Annotated in this window: 14 protein-coding genes and 1 riboswitch; of the genes, 5 read left to right on the top strand and 9 right to left on the bottom strand. The window is 62.7% G+C overall.

From position 1 onward, the window contains the following. Positions 1-3: 3 nt before the first annotated feature. A riboswitch (FMN riboswitch) is annotated at positions 4-156 on the top strand. Positions 157-237: 81 nt separating this feature from the next. From AB8A27_RS02530 to AB8A27_RS02520, 3 genes are all read left to right on the top strand, one after another. Beyond that, complete coding sequence (locus AB8A27_RS02530) at positions 238-747, top strand: 6,7-dimethyl-8-ribityllumazine synthase (RefSeq protein WP_441240538.1); 510 nt, start codon at positions 238-240, stop codon at positions 745-747. A gap of 138 nt (positions 748-885) precedes the next feature. Further along, positions 886-1,872: an acrylyl-CoA reductase (NADPH) gene (gene acuI / locus AB8A27_RS02525; protein ID WP_441240537.1), complete on the top strand. Its 987-nt coding sequence runs from the start codon at positions 886-888 to the stop codon at positions 1,870-1,872. Positions 1,873-1,997: 125 nt separating this feature from the next. Next, entirely contained in the window at positions 1,998-2,630 is a 633-nt protein-coding gene (locus AB8A27_RS02520) for a hypothetical protein (protein WP_441240536.1), read from the top strand. A gap of 8 nt (positions 2,631-2,638) precedes the next feature. Here AB8A27_RS02520 and AB8A27_RS02515 read toward each other — a convergent pair whose 3' ends face one another. Then, positions 2,639-3,802, bottom strand: coding sequence for a M48 family metallopeptidase (locus AB8A27_RS02515; RefSeq protein ID WP_441240535.1), 1,164 nt, complete (start codon positions 3,800-3,802; stop codon positions 2,639-2,641). A gap of 26 nt (positions 3,803-3,828) precedes the next feature. After that, positions 3,829-4,389: a LemA family protein gene (locus AB8A27_RS02510; RefSeq protein ID WP_441240534.1), complete on the bottom strand. Its 561-nt coding sequence runs from the start codon at positions 4,387-4,389 to the stop codon at positions 3,829-3,831. Positions 4,390-4,720: 331 nt separating this feature from the next. On the opposite strand from AB8A27_RS02510, the gene AB8A27_RS02505 reads away from it, so the two are divergent. After that, complete coding sequence (locus AB8A27_RS02505) at positions 4,721-7,693, top strand: autotransporter outer membrane beta-barrel domain-containing protein (RefSeq protein WP_441244809.1); 2,973 nt, start codon at positions 4,721-4,723, stop codon at positions 7,691-7,693. Positions 7,694-7,970: 277 nt separating this feature from the next. Here AB8A27_RS02505 and AB8A27_RS02500 read toward each other — a convergent pair whose 3' ends face one another. The 6 genes from AB8A27_RS02500 to AB8A27_RS02475 all read right to left on the bottom strand — a co-directional run bounded on the left by AB8A27_RS02500 (position 7,971) and on the right by AB8A27_RS02475 (position 17,934). Then, positions 7,971-8,351: a COG4315 family predicted lipoprotein gene (locus tag AB8A27_RS02500; protein ID WP_441240533.1), complete on the bottom strand. Its 381-nt coding sequence runs from the start codon at positions 8,349-8,351 to the stop codon at positions 7,971-7,973. Between the two features lie 183 nt (positions 8,352-8,534). Then, on the bottom strand, positions 8,535-9,503 hold the full coding sequence (locus AB8A27_RS02495) for a small ribosomal subunit Rsm22 family protein (protein WP_441240532.1): 969 nt from the start codon (positions 9,501-9,503) through the stop codon (positions 8,535-8,537). A gap of 214 nt (positions 9,504-9,717) precedes the next feature. Next, on the bottom strand, positions 9,718-13,182 hold the full coding sequence (smc, locus tag AB8A27_RS02490) for a chromosome segregation protein SMC (protein ID WP_441240531.1): 3,465 nt from the start codon (positions 13,180-13,182) through the stop codon (positions 9,718-9,720). Positions 13,183-13,640: 458 nt separating this feature from the next. Beyond that, positions 13,641-15,017 (bottom strand): hypothetical protein, encoded by a 1,377-nt coding sequence (locus AB8A27_RS02485; RefSeq protein ID WP_441240530.1) that lies wholly within the window; start codon positions 15,015-15,017, stop codon positions 13,641-13,643. Between the two features lie 1,674 nt (positions 15,018-16,691). Then, complete coding sequence (locus AB8A27_RS02480) at positions 16,692-17,348, bottom strand: DsbA family protein (protein WP_441240529.1); 657 nt, start codon at positions 17,346-17,348, stop codon at positions 16,692-16,694. A 106-nt stretch (positions 17,349-17,454) separates the two neighbouring features. Further along, positions 17,455-17,934, bottom strand: a complete 480-nt coding sequence (locus AB8A27_RS02475) for a DUF721 domain-containing protein (protein WP_441244808.1) — start codon at positions 17,932-17,934, stop codon at positions 17,455-17,457. A 28-nt stretch (positions 17,935-17,962) separates the two neighbouring features. On the opposite strand from AB8A27_RS02475, the gene mutY reads away from it, so the two are divergent. After that, positions 17,963-19,075, top strand: coding sequence for an A/G-specific adenine glycosylase (gene mutY / locus AB8A27_RS02470; RefSeq protein ID WP_441240528.1), 1,113 nt, complete (start codon positions 17,963-17,965; stop codon positions 19,073-19,075). A 67-nt stretch (positions 19,076-19,142) separates the two neighbouring features. Here mutY and AB8A27_RS02465 read toward each other — a convergent pair whose 3' ends face one another. After that, positions 19,143-20,405: a flavin-dependent oxidoreductase gene (locus tag AB8A27_RS02465; protein WP_441240527.1), complete on the bottom strand. Its 1,263-nt coding sequence runs from the start codon at positions 20,403-20,405 to the stop codon at positions 19,143-19,145. Positions 20,406-20,426: the final 21 nt, after the last annotated feature.

Here is a 20,426-nt window from a genome sequence, read left to right as displayed (position 1 = left end):
GGCCTTCGTTCTCAGGGCGGGGTGAAAATCCCCACCGGCGGTAACTGTACGAGAGTGCAGAAGCCCGCGAGCGCCTGACGGGTCCAACCGTCAGGGTCAGCAGATCCGGTGCGATGCCGGAGCCGACGGTCATAGTCCGGATGAAAGAGAACGGGTATGCGCAGGGTCACCGCCTCAAGCGGATGCCCGGCGTGTGACCGTACGTCCTGATTCTGGTCTCAAACCGCGAGAGCATCCATGAATCAGCCTGTGACTAACTTCAAAGCCTCCTCTTCCCTCAACTCCGCACCAGCGACCGGGCGAATCGCCTTCATCCAGTCGTGCTGGCACAAGGACATCGTCGATCAATGTCGTGTCGGCTTCGTCGCCGAACTCGCGCGGCGCGGCGTGCCGGACAGCCAGATCGATTTCTTCGATGTGCCCGGCGCGTTCGAAATCCCGCTGCAGGCCAAATTGCTGGCACGCACCGGTCGCTATGTGGCGATCGTCGCCACCGGCCTCATCGTTGATGGTGGCATCTATCGCCATGAATTCGTCTCTGAGGCCGTCATCAACGGGTTGATGCGCGTGCAGCTCGACAGCGATGTGCCAGTGATCTCGGCCGTGCTGACGCCGCAGCATTTCCACGAACATGCTGAACATCTGCGTTTCTTCCGCGAGCATTTCGTCGTGAAGGGCACCGAGGCGGCGACGGCCTGCGCCGCGACCATCGCCAATATTGCCGCGACCCGGAAACTGGCTGCCTGATCCCACAATTGGCGCGTTATGCCGCTACGGCTGGGCAGGGCTGCAAAGCTCTGGAGTGGCCGTAGCGGGTGGCGTTTCCCGCCACGGCACGGCATAATTCGACAGCAGAAATCACAAGCAAAATTCGGGAGACTCGTGTTGGGAACGTTCAAGGCTGTCCGCATCGACAAGGCGGACAAAGGCACCACGGTTGCGCTGACGCAGTTCGATGAAACCGAACTCATGGACGGCGACGTCACCGTGCGGGTCGAGTGGTCCACGGTGAATTACAAGGACGGCCTCGCCGTCACCGGCAAGGCACCAGTGGTGCGCCGCTTCCCGATGATTGCCGGCATCGATTTCGCCGGCACGGTGGAAGCCTCCTCCAATCCGAACTGGAAGCCCGGCGACAAGGTGATCGGCAATGGCTGGGGTATGGGCGAGACCCATCTCGGCGCCTATGCCGAAAAGACCCGCGTGAAAGGCGACTGGCTGGTGCGGCTGCCGGACGGCATGACCACGCGTGACGCCATGGCGGTCGGCACCGCCGGCTACACGGCAATGCTCAGCGTGCTGGCGCTCGAGAATCACGGGCTGAAGCCCGCGGACGGCCCGATCGTTGTCACCGGTGCGGCCGGCGGCGTCGGTTCGGTGGCGATCGCCGTGCTGTCGAAGCTCGGTTACCAGGTCATCGCCTCGACCGGCCGGACCTCGGAGGAGGGCTATCTCAAGAGCCTTGGCGCCAGCGAGATCATCGACCGCAACGAGCTGTCCGGCCCGGCCAAGCCGCTGGCCAAGGAACGCTGGGCGGGCGGCATCGACAGCGTCGGTTCGACCACCCTCGCGAATCTCCTGTCGATGACGAAGTATCGCGGCGCCATCGCCGCCTGCGGTCTCGCAGCCGGCATGGACCTGCCATCCTCGGTTGCACCCTTCATTTTACGCGGCGTGTGTCTTCTCGGCATCGATTCTGTCATGTGCCCGATCGAGCTGCGCAAGCAGGCCTGGGCGCGGCTGGCGACGGATCTGGATCATGCCAAACTCGCTGAAATCACTCAGGAAATCACGCTGGACCAGGTGATCGACGCCGGTGCCAAGGTTCTGGCCGGGCAGGTCCGCGGGCGAATCGTGGTAAAAATCGGCTAAACCACGTTCAGACTTTACCAACCAACCTGCTCCATTGTTGCCACGGTTGGTATGGTAAGCAGCGGGTAAAGACATCTGGCGGTCACTTCTGGTGATCATCCGCGCTCGGTTGTTCGGAGTATCCTATGGTTGCGCGTTATGTGTTGGGAGCGGTGATCGCCGCCACGGTGGCGACCCCCGCGCTGGCCGGGTCGATGACGGCCGAAGAGGCCCGCAAGTTCGTCGCCGGCAAGGTCTTTGCCTTCACCTGTTTCGACGGCACACGCGGCGCAGGCCGCGTGTTTGATGATGGCGGGGCTGCAGGCGCGGTGCAGTTCTCGGGCTCGGGTCCGGCGCGCAACATGCGTTTGCCCGGCAACACGCTTCAGGTGCGCGGTGAATCCATCTGCGCCTCGATCAAGGGCATCCCGTTCGAGCCGTGCTTCAATCTCAACAAGAATGACGAACGCAGCTTCCGCGGCTCGGTCTCCGGCATGGGCTTCGCTTATTGCGATTTCCGCCACCAGGGCGGCCGCGGCCAGATGTTGATGGCCCGCTCGCTGTCCGCGCCGCGTTCGCTGCGCGCGCCCTCGACGACCCGTTCGGCCGACGCCTCCGCTGGCGCGGACACCACGGTGACCCGCGTCTCGACGCCGCGCGTCGAGAGCAGCAAGATCGAAGCCGTCGGATCGATCAAGTCCGAGCCGGCCAAGGAAATTGCGAAGACGCCGGAGCCGGAAAAGACTGAAGCGCTCGAACTGCGCAAATCCACCAACTAAGACAAGCGTCAGGCGTGACGGCCCCAAGGTCCCTGTAACGGCGGGCCTGGTAGTGGCTCCTGCGCGCCCGTAGGCGCAGCATTGTCGCTCCATGGACCGGAGCGCGGCGGCAGTGGCGGCGTCTCTGTGCCGTTTGAAGTCTCTGCGGCGTCCGTATCGGACGGCAGCGCCAGCCGTCCGGGATCGTGTCCGCCGGCGAATTTCACCAATGCAGCGACCCGCGAATCCACCGAAGGATGTGTCGCGAACAGGTCGGCGAAACCCTCGCGGGGATTGTCGATGCACATCTCCATGACGGCCGATGTCGCGCCGGGCAGTTCGCCGTGGTTCTCGATCTTGCGCAGCGCCGAAATCATCGCGTCGGGGTTCTTGGTCAGCTCCACCGAACCTGCATCCGCCAGCAATTCGCGCGAGCGCGACAGCGCAAAGCGCACCACCAGCGACAATGCCCAGGCCAGCGCGATCAGCGCCACGGCGATGATGATGACGACGACAGCACCGCCGCCGGAGCCTTTGTTGTCGCTCGAGGACGACGACGAGCGCGAGGAGCGGCCGCCGAAGCGGAAACCGGAATTGATGAATATCCGGAAGAACAGCTCAGCCGCGAAGCCGACCACACCGGCGATGATGACGGCGACCACCATCAGCTGCACGTCGCCGTTGCGGATATGCGTCAGCTCGTGGCCGAGCACTGCTTCCATTTCGTCGTCGTTCAACCCGCGCATCAGGCCGGTGGTGACCGTGATCGCATATTGCCGCGGGTTGAGGCCGGTGGCGAAGGCGTTCAGCGCATCAGAGTCCATCACCTTCAGCTTCGGCATCGGGATGCCACGCGAGATGCAGAGATTCTCGAGGAGATTGTAGAGCCGCGGCTGCTCCTGCCGCGTCACGCTTTCGCTGCCGGTGATGCTGTCGATCATCTTTTGATGACCGAAATAGGCGATGATGATCCACAGCACTGCGCCGATGGTGGCGAACGGAAGCGCCTTGATCAGGTCGCGCGTCGCAGCATTGATGTAATACGCAACCGAGCCGTTGCCGTTGACCACCACCTCGCCGATCAGGGCGCCGGCGAACACCATGACGTAGATCAGCAGGAACAGCCCTGCGAGCAGCAGCATCGAACGCGTCTTGTTCGAGGCGATATGCGTATAGAGACCATAGGCGGCCATGATGTGCTGCTCGGTTCAGGCCGCGATCAGAACTTGACCTGCGGCACGGCTTCGACCTCCTTGCGGGTCTCGCCGAGATCGAAGAACTCCTTCGAATGGAAGCCGAAGGTGCTGGCGAACAAGGCCGCAGGCATCTGCTGGATGCCGGTGTTGTATTCGGACACGGCATTGTTGAAGAAGCGGCGCGAGGCGGCGATCTTGTTTTCGATGTCCGAGAGCTCGGTCTGCAGCTGCTGGAAATTCGTATTGGCCTTGAGGTCCGGATAGGCCTCGGACAGCGCGATCAGCCGGCCGAGAGCGCCGGAGAGCTGGTTTTCCGCGGCGGCAACCTGACCGGGCCCCTGTGCGTTCATCGCCGAATTGCGCGCCTTGATGACATCGTCGAGGGTGTCGCGCTCATGCGCCGCATAGCCCTTCACGGTCTCGATCAGGTTCGGGATCAGGTCGTGGCGCTGCTTGAGCTGCACGTCGATATCGGCAAAGGCCTGGTTGACCCGCTGGCTCAGCGCCACCAGCCGGTTATAGGCAGCAAATGCCAGGAAGATCAGGACAACGATGACGCCAAGAACGATCCAGCCGGTCGACATGTGAGAACCCCAAAAAAAACCATCAAACCCATAGCTTGGCCGATCATGCGGCCACGGAGCAGGGGCCGCAGGCATGTCGCGGCACGGATTGGTCGCAGCTGGCGTGGAATACGTTCAAAGACGCTCCTCCATTGGCCCTGTCATTTGTGCCCCTCTGCTACAACTCTGAAAGGAGATATCGTCGGTCTGCACCGTTGCGATGTTGCATCAGTCGACAGGAGACGTGAGCAGATCGCCTGCGGGTTAGCGCCTGTGCGCTATTCGTCATCCAGCCGTCATCCGCCAAACCTAATGAAACCCTAACTTTTGAAGGCTGGGGACTTAAACTGTGATGTGGGAATGGCGTAACGGCGCGAGCCGGCTTGCGATGGGTGTGGCTGTGGCGGCGCTGTTCGCGCCGATGGCGGCGGAGGCCCAGACTTTCACTGTGCCTGCAGGCACGACGGACACAGTGACAAAGACGCTTAGCGGCACGCAGACCGGAACGGTCGACGCCACCGGCACACTGCGCTCCACCAGCGGCACGGCGACCATCGGCTGGAACGGCGCATCGACCGGCGTCGTCGTCACCAATTCCGGCGTGATAGAAAACACCAGCACGGGGCGCGTCATCGATGCCACCGGTGCTACGGCGGGCCGGACCTTCACCTTCCTCAACAATGTCGGCGCCATCGTGCGCTCGACCCAGAACGATGTGTTTCGCTTCAATCTGGCGATGACGTCGGGCACGATCGTGATCGACAACGCCGGTCTGATCCAGGCCGGCGGCACCGGCTATGCGGGTCTGGGCCAAGCCCTCGATTTCCGCGGCATGACCGGCGCCGCGTCGATGACGATCATCAACCGCGCGACCGGTGTGATCGAATCCCTGACGGACGACGCGATCCGTCCGGGTATCAACGCCGTCATCAATAACTTCGGCATCGTTCGCAGCTTCGGTGCCAACACATCCGGCGGTGCAAACGGCACTTCGGACGGTATCGACGCCGGCGGCAATCTTGGTGTTATCGTCAACAACCAGGCCGGCGGCCTGATTTCCGGCGCACGTCACGGCATCACCGCCGACAATGACATCACGGTCAATAACGCTGCGGGCGGCACGATTCTCGGCCGCAACGGCTCCGGCGTCGGCTCTGACGGCGCCGGCACCGTCACCAATTACGGCCGCATCACCGGCACTTATGCAGGCGTCGGCAACATCTTCAATTCCGACGGCGTCGCGCAGATCAACGGCGACGGCGACGGCGTCGATATCGACAATGTCGGCACCATTATCAACTACGGCATCATCGAAGGCACCGGTGCCGGTGGTTTCGATAGCGGTGGGCGCGGCAATGCCAGCGAAGGCATTTCCATCGGTGGCGGCACGATCACCAATTACGGCACCATTAGTGGCGCGAACACCGCGATCGTCGTCAACAAGGACACCAATGCGGATCGTAGCGGCGTCGCCGCGACCACGATCATCAACTATGCGAGCGGCACCATTATCGGCCAGAGCGGCTACGCGATCCGCCTGGAAAACAAGAGCACGGCGACCCCGTCGATCAATAACGACACGATCGTCAACTACGGCACCATCATCGGCAATGGCGCGATCCCGGATCCGAATGCGATCGTGTTGATGAATACGGGCGTGGCAGATCCCAATTCCGTCGGCACGCTCAACGGCGTGACCTATACCGGCACCGGTTCCGCCCGCTTCATCCGCGGCGACGGCTCCGCCATCCAGATGGGCGAGGGCGCCGACGTGCTGACCAATTACGGCACCATCATCGGCAATAACGGCCGCGCCGTGAACATGGAAGGCGGCAACGACACCGTCAACATCATGAAGGGCTCGCGCATCGTCGGTCTGGTCGATGGTGGCGTCGGCACGGATACGCTGAACTACAACAAAGCGGGCCTCACCGATGCCAAGCGCGCCGCGCTGCAGGCTGGTCAGACCGTGAATATCGGCGGCACGCTCTATACGTCGTTCGAGGTGATCACCGGAACGTCGTCTTCGTTCTCGTCCTTTGCCAGTGCAGGCTCGCTAGGCGTCGCCTCGCTGTTCGATAATCTGCCAGCCACCGCCACCAGCAGCTCGGTCGTCAACCTGCTCGACAGCGTTGCGAGCGCGGCCGATGTCGGTGCGGCGCTGTCGCAGCTTACGCCCACGGCCTATCAGGGCCTTGCCCGCATGACGATGAACGACGCGTTCCAGACGACCTCGCTGGTCGGCCAGCACCTGACGCAGAACCGCCTCGGCGGTCTCGGCACCGATATGTCCGGTGTCGGCAATGCGCTGGCGATGTTCGACAGCGGCATGTTCGACAGGAACTTCAGTGCCAATCGTGCGCTGGCCGCAGTGACGGGATTCCCCGGCAGCGCAAGTTCAGCGCTGGTCGATGCCGGCTGGGGCGCCAATGCAGCCGATGCGATGGCCTATGCGCCGGTGACCAAGGCTCTGCCCGGTCTGCGTCCGGTAGCTGTCGCTGCCGAACAGGGCCTGTTCATCACGTCGGGTGCGAGCTTCGCCCGCGAAGGCGCACGGACTGACGCGCCGGGTTTCAAGTCGAACACCGTCAACGTGCTTGCGGGCTACGACCGTCATATCACCGACAGCCTCGTCGCCGGCGTGTTCGGCGGCTACGCGCTGACCCGCGGCGATATCGACAACGTCGGCAGCCACACCAAGATTTCGACCGGCACCATCGGCGGCTATGGCACCTATCAGGCGACGGGTTGGTTCGCGACTGTCATGGGCCTGTACGGTTTCAGCGACTACGACACCACGCGTGTTGCGCTTGGCACGACGAACACCGCGACCTTCAGCGGCGATCACTATTCGATCCGCGGCACGGTCGGCACGGACCTGCGCGTCGGCGTCTGGGTTGTCACACCGGAGATCGGTCTGCAATACACGCGGGTGATGACCGACGGCTTCGCCGAACGCGGCGGTGCGGCGGCCCTCGTGGTCGGTTCGGACAGTTCGGAATCGCTGCGCTCCAGCGTCGGCGCGCGGTTTGCTTACGATTACGCGCTGAATGGCAACGTGCTGACGCCGGAATTGCGCCTCGCCTGGCTGCATGAATTCAGCGACGGCGTGCGTGGTATCAATGCGAGCTTCGCCGATACGACACTGCCGGGCTCATTCATCACCTCGACCGGTAGCGCGCTGCGCGATCGCGGTGTGATCGGTGCGGGCGTCTCGGGAAAACTGGCACCGCTCACGGTACTGTCGGTCAACTATGATGCGATCGTCGGCAGCAACGATGCCGTCGCGCATCAGGTGATGGGCCGCATCCGGCATTCGTTCTGAGAGCGGTCTATCCGCAGGAAAACGAGATTCGCTAATACCGAATATAGGTGAGGGCGGTTGCCATGCCCCTCACCCGACATCCGCGCTACGCGCGCATGTCGACCTCTCCCCGCGCAGAGCGGGGAGAGGTAAGCACGGCGCCACCTTCCTTAACCTCGCCCCGCTCTTTGCGGGGAGAGGTCGACTGGCGAAGCGCAGCGAAGCCGGTCGGGTGAGGGGCCTTGCAGTGAGCTAGCCGCAATCTCGCAACTAGCGGGTCGTTCCAGCGCAGAGGCGCTTACGGCTTTGCCATATGCCAGGCACCGTTCAGGAAGCCGTCGCCATTGGTGTCGCCGGCGGCGGTGTCCTTCTTGAACGTGTAGAGCGGCTTGCCTTTATAGGCCCACATCTTCTTGCCGTCGTCGCGCACGACGATGGTCATGTCGGCAGTCGGCTTGGCATCGTCCACCGCGAACAGCGGCGGCCAGTTTTCGGCGCAGGGACCATTGCACATCGACTTGCCGCCGGTGTCCTTGTCGAAAGTATAGAGCGTCATGCCCTTGGCATCGACGAAGGTCTTGCCCTTCGCTGTGTCGGCGGTCTTCAGCATCTGCGCCGATGCAGCGCTTGAGGCGAGAACGAGAGTCAGTGCCGCGAGAGCGGCGAATGATTTGATCATTGCAGCGTTACTCCTGATGATTGGCGACGCAGTCGCATCATGAGAACAAACGCCGGGTGAGTTTGATTATTCCCGTAGTCTCTCCACGTCATTGCGAGGAGCACTTGCGACGAAGCAATCCAGTCTTCGCTCGCGGCTTCTGGATTGCCGCGTCGCTTCGCTCCTCGCAATGACGGCTGAGGGCTACGAGACCGCGTCACCCCAATCAAGCTTGCGGAACTTCGCGTACAGCGCCTTATCGCGGCGCGGCGCGCTCGCCGCGATAACGCCTTCATGCGTGCAGAGTTTGGCTGTGATCGCGATCTTCGTCGTTAGCGGTTGTGCGAGCACGCGCGACGGCCGCTGCGCGACAGATTCACGTGATAGCGCGACATAGATAAATTTTTCGTCCTCATAGGGAAGTTCTGCGGATTTGAGTTGTTTATGCACGCGGGAGCGCTGCAGCCGCTGGCTGAAGTGGCACCAGTCCGGCTTCACCAGCGGGCACGCATCGTCATGCGGGCAGGGCGCGATCACATGCGCGCCGGTATTGATGAGCTGCGCACGCGCATCGAGAATGCGTTGGTATCCGGCGGGCGTGCCGGGTTCGACGATGACTAGCGTATCGTTCGTCTTCGCCCACATCGCCGCGACGAGTTTGGTGCGCGCGGCGTCATTGAGTTCGTTGATGACGTAGCTCGCGATCACGAGATCGGCGGATGGCGCGTCAGCAATCTTCGCCGCAGCATCGCCGAGCATGTAGTCCATTGCAGGGATGCGGTAGCTGTCCTGAGCCAGACCGAGCGCGAGCGCACGCAACGCCGGATTGGCATCGAGCAGTGTGAATGCATGCAGCGACGCGAATGCTTCCGCGCAGGCCCATGTCGCCGTGCCCGGCCCGGCGCCGCAATCGAGCAGCGTCGCCGGTGCGAAATCCGGCCGGATCTCCTGCAGGGCATTGAGGCTGGCAATGACGGCTGCATAGGTCGCCGGCATACGGGCCAGCGCATAGGCCAGTGCGTCGTTCTCGTTGCGGATGGTCGTGGAGCCGCCACCGGAACGATAGGTCTTGGAGATATTGTCAGAGCGCTCCGCGGCGTCGCTGCGCGAGAAGCCGTGCAGGCGGGTGTTGAGGGCGGCGCTGAGCTCGGCGGGGAGGTCGGGGGCGGTCATTCAGCAGCGACGCTCCTCTTGTCCCTCCCCGGAGCGAAGCGACTGGGGAGGGTGGATCGATGCAAGCGTTCAGCGAGCATCGAGACGGGTGGGGTGTTGCCGCACGCGTTGTGTTCGCTGAGGCACCCCACCCCGGCCTATCGGCCGACCCTCCCCACTGCGCTTTGCTTGGGGGAGGGAGCCATTGTCGTCAGCGTTCTAATTACGAACCAGCTTACGCCACTTCCTGATCGAGGATCTTGACTGCGTTCTCCAGATCCACCGACACCAGCTGCGATACGCCGCGTTCCGCCATGGTGACGCCGAACAGGCGGTGCATGCGGGCCATGGTGATCGGGTTATGCGTGATGGTGATGAAGCGCGTTTCGGTCGAGCCGCACATTTCGTGCAGCAGGTTGCAGAACCGCTCCACGTTGTGGTCGTCGAGCGGCGCGTCGACTTCGTCCAGCACGCAGATCGGCGACGGGTTGGTGAGGAACACCGCGAAGATCAGCGCCAGCGCGGTCAGCGCCTGCTCACCGCCCGAGAGCAGCGACAGGGTCTGCGGCTTCTTGCCGGGCGGCTTGGCGACGATTTCGAGACCGGCTTCGAGCGGATCGTCGCTTTCGATCAGCTTCAGCTCGGCTTCGCCGCCGCCGAACAGTTCGACGAACATGCGCTTGAAGTGGCCGTTGACGATGTCGAACGAAGTCATCAGCCGTTCACGGGCTTCCTTGTTCAGGCTCTGGATGCCGGTGCGCAGCTTCTTGATGGCTTCCACGAGGTCGTCGCGCTCGGTGGCGAGGCCGTTATGGGTGCCCTCGACCTCGTTGAGCTCTTCCTCGGCGCGCAGGTTGACGGCGCCAAGGCGTTCGCGGTCGCGGCGCAGTTTCTCCAGATCGGCCTCGATCTCGTGCAGCGGCGGCAGCGTATCGTCCTGCCGGACTTCCGCGAGCGCCGCGACGCCTTCCGGCTCCACTTCGAGCATGTCGCGGATTTCGCGTTCGATATCCTCGAGGCGGCGCTTGCCGCTTTCCATGCGCTCTTCCGATCGCGCGCAGGCTTCGCGCGCCTGCGACAGGAACTCAATGGACGTCCGTGCCTCGCGGTCGGTCTCGCGCATCATGTTCTCTGCCGACTGCAGCGCATTGGCCGCGAGCTGGCGGGCCTGCTCGGCATTCTCGACTTCGGAGATCAGCGCGCGCCGTTTCTGCATGTAGATCGCGGGGGCGTCTTCCAGCTCGGCGCGCTCGCGCACCAGCTCGGCCTGACGCGCCGCCACCGTCTCGATCTGCGAGCTGGCTGAGGTCTTGCGGTTCTGCCAGTCGGTGCGCTCGGCGATGATCGCCTGCACGCGCCGGTCGGCGAGTTCGGCCTCGCGGGCCAGCGCCTGCGCTTCGGCGCGGACCTGCGCCGCGGCGCGGCGATGGCCTTCGATCTCGTTGCGGACGTCCGTGAGCCTGGCTTCCGCATCCGCCGTCTCCGGCAGCTCCTCCAGCGCCATATGTGCGCTTTCGAGCCCGGCTTCGGCTTCCATCTTGTCGTTGCCGAGGCGCGACTGCGCTTCGGTCAGCGTCGCGCGGCGGGCCGCGTGGCGGTTGATCTCACGCTCGGCAGTGGCATGGCGCTCGCGGGCCTGGTCCACTTCGCGGCGGGCATTGCGCAGTGCTTCGCGCGATGCGCCTTCGGCCGAGGCCGCGGACTTCAATGCCTGCTCGGCCGCTTCCAGTGCTTCGCGCTTGGCGATGGCATCGAGCTTGGCGTTTTCGAGATCGGCCTCGATATCGGTGAGGCGGGCGCGCTCGGCGAGACGGCGTGCCGCGCCGGTCGGCGCATGCGCACCGGCGACGAAACCGTCCCAACGCCAGACGTCGCCTTCCAGCGAGACGAGGCGCTGGCCGGTCTTGAGCTGCGAGACGAGGGCCGCACCCTGATCCTTGCTGACAATGCCGATCTGCTTCAGGCGGCGCTGCAGCTCCACCGGCGCATTCACATGCGCTGCGAGCGTCTCGACGCCCGAAGGCAGGGCCGGATCGTCGGCATGTTCGCCAGCATCGGTCCAGCGCATCGGCGCGGAGGGATCGACCGGCGCGTCGAGATCGTCGCCGAGCACGGCGCCGAAGGCCTTCTCATAGCCCTTGGTGACGGTGACACCGTCGATGATCGGCGGCCAGAGGTTCTTGGTCTCGCCGTTGAGGATCTTCGAGATCGTGCGCGCTTCGGTCTCCAGGCGCTGCACCTTCTTGTCGGCTTCCACCAGTGGCGCGCGCGAGGCTTCCAGCGTCTGGCGGGCTGCGATATGCGCGGCCTCGTTCTCGGCGACAGAGTATTCCGCTTGCAGCAGGATTTCCTGCGCGGTCTCCATGAGCATCGCGAGTTCGTCGAGGTCGCCGAAGCCCGAGGTCTGCGCCGTCAGCGCATCGATCTCGCTCTCGACGCGGGCGATTTCCTCGGAGAGGCGCGTCAGGCGATCGGCCTGGCTGCGCACATTCGACTGCAGCTGGTTGCGCTTCGCCGTCATGTCGGCGTGGGCGGTGGTGAGTTCGGTGAAGGTGCGCTCGGCCGCGGCCAGCACCTGCTCGGCTTCGGAGACGCGCTCATCGACGCCGCCGCGCAGTTCGACACGCTGCATGATCTCTTCCTTGATCATGGCGTCTTCTTCGTCGAGCCGCAGCAGCGCGAAGTCGGCGTCTTCCGCCTGCTTCATTTCGCGGGCGACGTCGGCCTCGAACTGGGTGAGGCGACGGTCGAGCTCGGCGGCGCGCTCCTTGGAGCGCTCTTCCTCGCGGTCGAGCATGTCGCGGGCATTGGTCAGGCGCTGCAGACCGGCGGCTGCGGCGGCTTCGGCCTCGCGCATGGCCGGCAGTTCGGAGGCGCGGATCGCCTGGATGCGTGCTGCTTCGCCCTGGATGCGGGTCGCTTCGGCGAGTTCGAGCGTGTTGCGGTCATGGGTCGTGGCGGCGTCGGCATTGTCCGCATGCGCCTGGATCCAGCGCAGGTGGAACAGCATGGCCTCGGCCTTGCGCACCTTACCGGCGACTTCGCGGTAGCGGATCGCCTGGCGGGCCTGCTTCTTCAGGCCTTCCATCTGGCCCGACAACTGGCCGATCACGTCCTCGACGCGGGTCAAATTGGTTTCGGCGGCTTTCAGGCGCAGCTCGGCCTCATGGCGCCGCGCATGCAGGCCGGCGACGCCGGCGGCGTCTTCCAGCACGCGGCGGCGCTGTTCGGGCTTGGCCTGGATGATTTCGCCGATCTTGCCCTGGTGGACGAGGGCGGGCGAGCGCGCGCCGGTGGCGGCGTCGGCAAACAGAATCTGCACGTCGCGGGCGCGCACGTCGCGGCCGTTGATGCGGTATTGCGACCCGGCCTCGCGCTCGATGCGTCGGGAGATTTCGAGGATTTCGGCGTCATTGACCATGGCCGGCGCGGTGCGATCGGAATTGTCGATCGTCATCACCACTTCGGCGTGGTTGCGCGAGGCGCGGTTGCCGGAGCCGGCGAAGATCACCGCGTCCATGTCGGCGGCGCGCAGCGACTTGTGCGAGGTTTCGCCCATCGCCCAGCGCAGTGCTTCCACCAGATTGGACTTGCCGCAGCCATTGGGGCCGACGACGCCGGTCAGACCGGGCTCGATCATGAAGTCGGTCGGTTCGACGAACGACTTGAATCCGTGCAGGCGCAGGCGCGTGAGTTTCATGGATACGGTACTCTGGTTAGCCGACAGGCCACTTTCTCAAAAAAGCCCCGAGAATCGCGAATCCCCCAGCACGAACAATAGCATAAATGCATGTGCCGCGCGGGTGGAGACTCGCAGGTCGCGGCTCTCAATTGGGCCCGACAATGGCGAGACGAGGGCAGCCGCGCAACCGCGGAACCCCGCTTTTCCCAAGGGTTTTGCGGGGGATAGGTGGGGGAGGCAAGTAAAAAAGTGCTTGTTTTAAGGGGAGGAGGCTTGCCTGCTAGCTGCAGTTCGGTTGGCTCTATTGGTATTGGCCATTTGCGGCATTAGACGTAACTAATACGTCCGGCGAGCGCTCCTCTAACGGGCAGGTTGTATCGAACCTAGTAACAGTTTGCACGCTAGCCTGTAATACGTACGACAGACTTGTCGTGCCCCCGAGGGGCACGACGTTGTTCGCATTCCCAGCAAGCGCCTTATGCGCTTTTCGACTTCAATAGCTCGGTTTCGAAGGCATCGAGAACCAAGTTGTAGGACCCCTCGTTTTTACCAATTTTCTGGGGGTCGAAGTTGAATGCATCCAGAATGACGCGGTACTTCTTGACGATTGCGATGCCGTGTTTGTCGAGGAAGGTGTTTGGATCTTCCTTCCAGCTGATATGGCCGTTGCGTCCCTTTCTCATCAGTGCCTTAAGCCCGTACACGAGCGGCATGATCAGGCCGTCAGGATAGCTGTACTCCACTTCCACATTGGTAAAATGTGTCACAGGAGTGGTTCGCATGTCTTTCGCCATCTTCACAATCTTCAGGCGCCCAAACTTTCCCTCCCCGTCGTTATAAGCGTACGGGAAGTCCCGATAAATTCGATCGTAAAGCATCGGCAATTCGCCAGCGAGACGGAGAGCGCTCCTGACTGCCTCACTGTGAAGTTCGTGAGTGTACTCACCGTTCGTGGGTTTCGACACTTGCGGGCTGCTCATCAAACGGTCGAACAGCTTCACGCATTCACCCTTATTCCGATAAATATTCTGAGGGATCGGAGCTTCGACTGGCCGGCCCTCATCGTCGTCTGGCAGGTCAAGAACAGAAAGCGGAATCCATGCAAGGGCGACCAAGTCTCGCACCTTAATGTCACCGCCGTCGTTTGTTTTCCACTCCACTCTTGTAACAATCTCGGGCGGAAGTGCTTCGCTTAGCGCTTCGTAGTAGCCCTTCTGATTGGCCTTCGATTCCAGTCGCAGTTCGACGTTGTTATTGCGCGCAGCGCAAATATCCAGCAGCGATCGGTTGAATTGTTGTACCACGTCTGCATTTTCGACGTCCGACGGTACCAAGATCTCAATGGGGATGAGAAATTCAAGTGGGCCAGCAACGTCGTGATCGTCAGAGGAGCTTTTGCGCAAGGCGTTAACGGCTGAACGATGCTCTTCCCAAGCCTCTTTGAAGTCCGGCCAGCGCTTGAGCTTCTTCGCGAGCTTTTCGTCACCGGTGGCGACCGAAAGAATGTGAGTTCCGATTGCAAGCATGTTGTGCCCGCCATCGAGAATGCCCTCAATATGAGTGTTCTCGAAGCGCAGCCCATAACGACGTCGGTCAAGGGCATCATAGTCCGATGCGCCAACGAGAACGCCCTTGGTCTTAAAGGGAAAAGTGTCGGGAGTTTCGGTGATGCTCTCGATGATCGCTTCAGTAACGGCGCCCGCTTTCGCAGAGCGAGGGTTTGCTTCGAGGTCAGCAGCGTCGAATAGCGTGAGCATATTCTTCGCTTTGACGAAGCCTACGATCCGCCGAACAGGTCCTTCAACCTGCTCATGTACTTGCTCGTAACGAATGATGAGATTATCGGGATTCATATCGGTCTCTCCTTAAGAGAGAACCGTTCAGGTCCGATCCCTGCAAAGCACAACTCCGGCGGAGGTTATCCGCTAGCGCAGTTGTCTTGGCTGCCATCCGGCAAAATCGATCCAGAACCGTTCTCGGGTTCATTTCCAGTTCCCATCCGGGAACGATCCCAATTTGGTCACGAATTTGGCGGAAGTCAATCAGAAGTAGCACTACTTCGATGAAAATTTAGCTGGAATATTATCTTTGCGTGCGCCGATAGCCGACGAGGCGTGTGTAGTTTGGAAAAGCTCAATTATCTGCTCTGCTAGAGAGTAGGTAAGAGCTTCGACCGATTGATGGCTGGGCACCGACAATACCCGGCAGCGCAGTGCGATGGACGATCAATGCAATATTGGCGGTGAATTCCTGGCGGCCGGCGACGAACTCCTTGGTATCGTCGACCGGATCGATCTTAGCAGGCGCAGTGTTGATCCGCGTTTTGCTTACACGTCCCGCGCATATCCATCCGGCCGACGCTGCTGCGGCGCGCCGAGTACGGCGATGCAGAGGCCGAGAAATGCCAGGCCGATGATCTCGCAGATGAAATTTTCAAACATGATACGCCCTCACGCTAATGGGATGAGAATGCGGAGATGGCGCTTAAGCGTTCCTTAATGCGCGTTTACAGGTGGAAACACAGTTAATCCGTGGGCGCTGCAGAGGTTAACGGCCGCGTCCTCTGCCACGACAATTGGCGTGGCAGGGAATCCCGATCCAGGCGCGTCATTCCCCGGCACACCAATTAGTTTGCCTGAGGTTCGTGTCCGGCAAGTGCCGGCCGCGCCCCGGAATGACGAGTGTGTGGCGGCACGACGCGCCATACATTTTTTCCTATCTGTCATTGACAATATCCCTTCGTTGAATATATTCCCCTCCGTCCTGCCCCACCGAGAGGGGCGATCGCGATCGTCACGTTCGCGGGGCGGGATGCGGTGGACGCCGGAGATGCGGCGTTACGCGGTTTACGGGTGACGTCTGTCTTCGGGCAGGACGGATCTGCGCCAGCACTGCCACTGGCAAGGAGACGGCTAGCCTTGGGATGGAAAGACCCTCTGGACAGTGTGACGGACGACCAAATCGAAATGCGTCCGGCTTTCTCGCTTGAGGCTCCCTGTCCCTCCGCCGTGGGACCATAGTTTTGGTGATCGGATCGTTCGCTGAGGCAAAGCGCAAGCAGGCTGAAAAAACACCGCAGGCGGAACGCCGGGCAATCGCTCGGCGCCTCCGAAAGTCCTGATGCACTCACAATTGCGGAAGACCGCATTTGGCATCAGGCCCAAGGGTGCAACGGGCACCCGGCGTTCCGCACGCCCTCTCACAGGAGGGTGGGAATGCGACAGACGACGGCGCCCCCGCGCCGCAAACAACAGGGGTGATGACGCATGTCTGAAGGGGAGTGGCTGTTTGACAGTTGAATCCGGGATGGACGTAGGATGGGTAGAGCGCAGGCGCATCGCGCCGGAGCGAAACCCATCATCCACAAGCCAGAACCGTGATGGGTTTCGCTGCGCTCTACCCATCCTACGACCGACGCTTACAGCCTCGTAAATCCCGCCTTCAAGCAGCGAAGCTGCGCGGTGGGGTCCGACGGTCGAGTTCGTCCGCCAGACCCCGCGCAAGAGCGGGGGAGGGATAAGAAGACCTCAGCTCTTCAGCAGCGGGGTGATCTTCTTGGAGAATTCCTCGAACGACTGCTCGCCCTTCAGCATTTCGCCATTGATGAAGAAGGTCGGCGTCGAGTTCACCTTCAGCACTTCATTGGCGTATTTCTGGTCGGCGGCGATCTTGTCGAGCAGCGCCTGGTCCTTCAGGCAGTCTTCCACGGCCTGCTGGCTGAGGCCGGCCTGCTTGCCGATGCGGGTCAGGGTCTCGGCGGTGTTCTTCAACACCCAGTCGTTCTGTTGCTTGAACAGCATGTCGATGACGGCGAAATACTTGCCCGAGTCGTCCTTGGCGATGCAGCGCGCCAGCATCGAGCCGGCGGCGGCCTTGATGTCGAGCGGGAATTCGCGGAACACGAAGCGGATCTTGCCCGTGTCGATGAAGGCTTCCTTGATCTTCGGGAACACCTGCTCGGTGAAGGCTGCGCAATGCGGGCAGGTCATCGAGGCATATTCGGTGACGGTGACGGCGGCGTCCTTCGGGCCGAGCGCCATGTCGGGCAGCGACACCGGCTTGGCGACGTCGACGGCGTTCTGCGCGAAAGCCTCGGAGATCAGCTGCAGCGGCGACAGGCCGATGGCTGCTGCGGCGCCGGTCAGGGCAAGGGCGGCGGTGAAGTCACGGCGCGTGATGATCAAAGGAGTGCTCCAGAGCGGCGGCGGACGCCGGGACAAGGGTTCGCTTCGCTAACTTGAAACCACAAATGTGGCAAGCACACGCCGGTTCCGGCCGGGCTGGAAAGCCTCAACTTCGCTTGATCGAGGCGCCCAGCCGCGCCAGAGCCTCGCGCAAGGCCTCGTCCTCGACCTCGGGCAGCGTCTCGGCAACCTTGGCGACGGCCTTTGCATCCGGCGGCTTCACGGTGCGGCGAGGCTGTGGCCGTGATAGCGGCGCCTGGCGCAGCGCGATCTTGCCGACCGCATTCCAGCCGAAAAACCGGTTCACCCGCTGCAGGATCGCATCCGACGAATGCTGGATCTCCAGCGCCATCGGGCCCTCGACACGCAAGATCAATGTCGCCGGCTCCTGCGGCTGGCCTTCCACGGGACGCGGCCACTGGATCTTCAGGGGCTCGGAGAAATTCGCCACCTGCTGGCCAGCGATCTCGGCCCAGCGTGTCACCAGCTCGCGCGAGGCAAAGCCCTGTTTGGCATAGGCATCGGCGAACACCCCGCCGAGCAGGACGGAGAGCGGTTTCGCCGAGATATAGCCGGGCTTGTTCATGGTCGGGCGTTTTGGATACATGGTCGGCATGAGTCTATCAGCCGCCGCCACCCGACGAAAGAAACCTTCCGCACGGGATAGCGGGGAAAGCGCCGCCGCAAAGCGTCCGGCCCAACTGCTCGCCTGGTATGACAAGCATCGCCGCCGCTTGCCGTGGCGGCCATTACCGGGCGAGGGCATCGATCCCTATCGGGTCTGGCTGTCGGAAATCATGCTGCAGCAGACCACGGTGCAGGCGGTTGGGCCGTATTTCGCCAAGTTCCTGGCGCGCTGGCCCACCGTCAGCGATCTCGGCAGCGCGTCGCAGGACGACGTGCTGCGGATGTGGGCCGGGCTTGGCTACTACTCCCGCGCGCGTAATCTCCACGCCTGCGCCGTCACCGTCCTGCGCGACCATGGCGGCGTTTTCCCGGACACAGAAGATGGCCTGCGCGCGCTGCCGGGCATCGGGCCCTATACGGCATCGGCCATCGCCGCGATTGCCTTCGCCCGCCAATGCATGCCGGTGGACGGCAATATCGAGCGCGTGACCTCGCGGCTCTATGCGGTGGAAGAGCCGCTGCCGAAATCCAAGCCGGTGATCGTGGGCCTCGCAGCCACACTGCTCGGTCCGTCGCGCGCCGGCGACAGCGCCCAGGCGCTGATGGATCTGGGGTCCACCATCTGCACGCCCAAGAAACCGGCCTGCGCGCTGTGTCCGATCAATGACGATTGCGCCGCAAAGACCCGTGGTGATCAGGAGACGTTTCCGCGCAAACTGCCGAAGAAGGCCGGCACGCTGCGGCGCGGCGCGGCTTTTGTCGTCACCCGCGGCAATGAGCTTCTGGTGCGCACCCGCCCGGAAAAGGGCTTGCTGGGGAATATGACCGAGGTGCCATCATCGGAGTGGCTGGCCGGTCACGACGACAAGGAGGCCCTGAAGCAGGCGCCGAGTTTGAAGAATCTCACGGCGTGGCATCGCAAAACGGGCGCGGTCACCCATATCTTCACTCACTTCCCGCTGGAGCTTGCCGTCTATACGGCGCATGTGCCGCCCCGCACCCGCCCCCCGGAGGGGATGCGCTGGGTCCTGATCGCAACACTGGATGATGAAGCTCTGCCGAACGTCATGCGCAAGGTCATCGCGCATGGGCTGGATTGAAGTTTGAATCCAGCCTGAGTGCGCGACAGCGCGAGCTGCATCAGCCCGCGCTGGAAAGTCATGATGATCACGGCATCGATACGATCGGCGGTTTCGCATTCAGGCCTTCAACCTGAAATCCGGCGACGCGCTTGTAGTTGGCGGCGATGTCTTCGAGCTCCTGCTGCGACAGTACATCGGTGACGACATTGAAGCCCTCAGGTGCGCGCTCCTCGACGATCTGCATGACCTGTTCTGGCCCGTTGCGGCGGTTCAGCATCACGAGGTCGGTGGTCGCGGGGCGTCGTTCGGCCTCATAGGCTTCGAGCGCAGCCGGGACTTCGCCAAGCGCAAGAATCTCGCGGGTCAGCACGCGGGCGTCGAGAATGGCCTGCGACGCGCCGTTGGAGCCGATCGGATACATCGGATGTGCGGCATCGCCCATCAGCGTCACGCGGCCGAAGGTCCAGCGGTCGACCGGATCGCGATCGACCAGTGGATATTCATAGGCGTGCGGGCAGTTGCTGATCAGGCCGGGCACGTCGAGCCAGTCGAACGTCCAGTCCTTGAACCAAGGCAGGAATTCCTCGAGGCGCGCTGCGCGGTTGTAATCCTCGCGGCGCCATTCATAAGTCGGCGGCATGTGCCGTTCGGCCACCCAGTTGATGTCGTATTTGCCGTCGGCATCCGGTTCTTGCGAGATCGGGTAGCAGACGAATTTCAGGATCTCATGGCCGGCCATGATCATAGTGCGGCCGGTCAGGAATGCATCGCTCTTGGTGATGCCGCGCCAGAGAATGCGGCCATTCCACAGCGGCGCGCCTTCCTGCGGATAGAGCTTCTGCCGGATCGCCGAATGGATGCCGTCGGCGGCGATCAATAACGTCCCCTCATGGCTGCCGGCGGGTTTGCCGGTGGCCTTGTCGACGAAGTCGCCGCGGACGCCGTCGGGCGTTTCCGTCCAGCCGGTCAAATGATGGCTGGTGAGGATGTTCTCGGCGCCGAGCCGCTCGGTGGCTGCATCAAGCAAGATCTGCTGCAGCGTGCCGCGATGGATCGAGAACTGCGGCCATTTGTAGCCGGCCTCGATGCCGCGCGGCTCGCTCCAGATCGGCTTGCCGTGTTTCGAGAAGAAGGCGAGTTCGCGCGTGCGCACGCCGGACGCGTCGAGCTGGTCGTGCAGGCCGAGTTCGATCAGCTCGCGCACCGCATGCGGCAGCACATTGATACCGACACCGAGCGGCCTGAGCGCCGGCACGCTTTCAAACACGCGGCATGGCACGCCGATCTGGTGCAGGCTGAGCGCAAGCGTCAGACCGCCAATTCCGCCGCCTGCAATGAGAACGGTCATTTTGTTGTCTCCCCCTAGGTT

It is taken from the genome of Tardiphaga sp. 768_D3_N2_1, assembly GCF_052076105.1.
Classification (GTDB): domain Bacteria; phylum Pseudomonadota; class Alphaproteobacteria; order Rhizobiales; family Xanthobacteraceae; genus Tardiphaga.
The sequence above is the reverse complement of the archived record's forward strand: the minus strand, read 5'-3'. Positions and strand labels throughout refer to the sequence as shown.